The sequence below is a fragment of the Lachnoanaerobaculum sp. MSX33 genome, assembly GCF_000512995.1.
GTDB lineage: Bacteria > Bacillota > Clostridia > Lachnospirales > Lachnospiraceae > Lachnoanaerobaculum.
Genome location: NZ_AZXX01000048.1, coordinates 1 through 3,018 on the forward strand (window position 1 = coordinate 1; position 3,018 = coordinate 3,018).

The 3,018-nt window shown below is 30.4% G+C and carries 3 protein-coding genes and 2 pseudogenes; all 5 read right to left on the minus strand.

Features of this window, described 5'->3' with window-relative positions; genetic code table 11:
• A pseudogene (locus tag HMPREF1495_RS04610) lies at positions 1 to 333 on the minus strand (hypothetical protein); the annotation flags it as partial.
• Positions 334 to 621: 288 nt separating this feature from the next.
• Entirely contained in the window at positions 622 to 1,128 is a 507-nt protein-coding gene (locus HMPREF1495_RS14025) for a YARHG domain-containing protein (RefSeq protein ID WP_242832853.1), read from the minus strand.
• Between the two features lie 36 nt (positions 1,129 to 1,164).
• Positions 1,165 to 1,611: a hypothetical protein gene (locus HMPREF1495_RS14030; protein ID WP_242832854.1), complete on the minus strand. Its 447-nt coding sequence runs from the start codon at positions 1,609 to 1,611 to the stop codon at positions 1,165 to 1,167.
• Positions 1,612 to 1,622: 11 nt separating this feature from the next.
• Positions 1,623 to 2,627, minus strand: a complete 1,005-nt coding sequence (locus HMPREF1495_RS04620) for a YARHG domain-containing protein (RefSeq protein ID WP_034212475.1) — start codon at positions 2,625 to 2,627, stop codon at positions 1,623 to 1,625.
• Positions 2,628 to 2,740: 113 nt separating this feature from the next.
• Positions 2,741 to 3,018: pseudogene (locus HMPREF1495_RS13865) on the minus strand (hypothetical protein); the annotation flags it as partial.

Sequence of the window (3,018 nt, forward strand, 5' to 3'; positions counted from 1 at the left end):
TTCAGTTATCCGAAAGGAGCCAAGAGTAGGTATCTTACCTAAAATATAGGGCTTTATAACTTCATCATATATATCTAAAAGCACAGGTTCTGTTTCTATTACTCTGATATTTCCTTCACTATCTGTATACTTCATATTTGCACCGGCATACAGCATCATTCTGTATTTTTTCCAGCCATCTTCCATAAACTCTAATGATTCTTTTTTTCTCATATCTTCCAATTTTTTAGCTCTTTCCTTAAATAAATGATTCCCATATAACAATAATGCTAAGGAAAATATTATAAAACACAAAACCCATCTAAACTTTAATTTACCCTTTACCCCTATCATAAATGTCTCCTTAAATCTTATCTTTATATTTTTTTCTAAATAAATATAATAAACTAATCTACTGACGAGTTTGAAAAGCTATATAATAAGTCACATGTTCTTCCGGCATCTTAACCGGTGGAACCTCTCATTTTAATTTGCACTAAATCTTGACATAGGACCACTGAATAAAATTCCTGTATATCAATAAAATCAAAACCGTTTATTTCTAAAAGTTACGCCCTCATAACACACCTCCATGTATTTATTTTTTATTCCATTAAATAACAAGATAGTTTCTAATCTCCGTTAAAAACTTTCAATATAATCAGAGATTATCTTTATATTTTCTTTTTCAATGTCATTTAAATCGCTCTCTTTAAAACTTTCATTTTCCTCATACCAACTTTTTCTTATAAAATAATTATATTCCGGACTGTTTTTAGTATACATCTTCCCATGCCTGGCATATATCTCTTCACGAGCCATATATGCCGCCAACTTGGAAAGTTTTTTCAGCTTTTCTAAATTTGATTTGCTGCCGATAATATCTGTATCACTTCCCGTAAAAATCTCATCATTATCATCTGTACTTATGTACATACTGATTCTATTACCTTTTGAATCATAGCCATATTTTTCCATAAATTCTTCATACTCAGGTAGTGAACTATATTCCGGATCAAAAAACACCTTCATTTCATTTCCCAAATCATAGTATGCCAAATCATTAAGCCATTGAGAAACTTTAGATATTCTCCATTTATTGTCCTCACACAGTTCCAAATACACCTCACCGTCACTGATTTCCGGCATATCCTCAGCCAAAACCACTTTTTTGATAAATTGTATTTAAACACATGCACTTTTTTTATCTTTACTCTTTATGCTAAACTCACCTTTTGTATTAATTTTATAGTATAGGCAACTACTTAAATCACTTCTTGACGTTCGTGACTGTGTGCATCTTCCTCTATAAAACCTTATATCATACATTTCACACAAATAATCATAGGCTGCATCTTTAATATAATCTCTATGGTATTTATATAGTTTTTCTTCATCCTCCTTATTTTTAAAGTAATAATCATTATATCCATCCGACTCTCTGCAAGATATCTCATCACCGATCTTTTCTCCTGAATCCATAAAATCGGCAATCTCTTTAATAATCTCTATAGCTCTTTCATCAGTCATTTCAGGACTGTTATCTTTATTTTCAATGGCAACGGTTTTGACATTGAAAAACAGAAGTAATATAAAACTTATGCTAATTACACTTAATAATTTATGTTTCATACTCTTTTCTCCTAAAACTCTTCCAAATGTGACTTTATAATCTCTAAATTATGCCTTTCAATATCACTTAAATCATCCTCACTGAATTTTTTATTCTCTTTATACCAGCTCAATCCATTGAAATAATTATATTCTATAGAATATTTCGGATACATTTTCCCATGCCTGGCATATATCTCTTCATAAGCAATATAGGTTGCAAGTTTAGAAAGATGTTCCAATATATAACTGTCATCTAAATTCTCCAACACATCAAAACTGCTGCTCGCCAAGATCGTGTCCTTTAAAGAATATCTTAACATCTGCATAGTTATTCTATTCCCATTTTTATCGTACCCATAATTCCTAATAAAAGTATCATAATCCTCTTTTACATTATTTTGACTGTCAAAAAATTCATCTATATATTCTTCCAATTCATAGAACACTAAATCATCATACCATTGAGATATTTTAGAAATTCTCCATTTATTGTCATCACAAAGAGTGAGAAATATCTGACCCTTATCTGTATCCGGCATCCCGTCTCCAAGACTGCTGTCTTTATTAAAAACAGCTTCAATACATATTTCATTATTTCTTCTCGACAGAATTTTGTAATCTTCTTCAGCTTCCAATTTATACCTGATGGTTCCACCGTCAAATCCTGTTTTTGCCTTTCCCATGCCGGAATTAAACCTTGTGATTCTATACATTGCAGTCAAATAATTATAAGCACTATCTTTTATATAATTTCTATGATAGATTTCTAATTTATCTTCATCTTCTTTGTTCTTAAAATAGTCAAAGTTTTCCCCGTTAATACCTTCGACAGCTTCACCCGTTTCTATACCTGTATCCATAAAAGATACTATTTCTTTTACAAGCTTTATTGCATCTTCATCTGAAAGATTTTCTACACCATAATTATAATCAATGAATTTTTCTGTTTTTGAATATGTTTTTATCCCACATCCATAAATAAAACACATCAGCAAGAGTATTATTGTGAATATATGTATTTTTTTATCTATCACTTTCTCCTCCTCTCAATAACGGTCTATCCGGTTCATAAATAAAATATCTTCTAACTTTGCTTATTTATGACTTCGTCAATTCCCCCATAAACTCTTCACTTCTTTATCCATATTTATATATCTTTAAGATAATTCTCAAATAATATCCCAAGTGATAAAGTACCTGACTCTGTTATGATATTAATCTTTCCATTTCCATAATCATATATTATTTTTGTTGGTTGTTCCGTCCCATCATATCCTATCGTATCTAATGCTCCCATATTAGATACCCCTTCAACCTTTTCATGACTTAAATATTCCCATAATTCATTTATGTTTTTCACATCAGCGAATTCTATTATTCTTTCAGTTTCAGTTATTGTCTTGTATTCTTCTTCAGCATAATTCC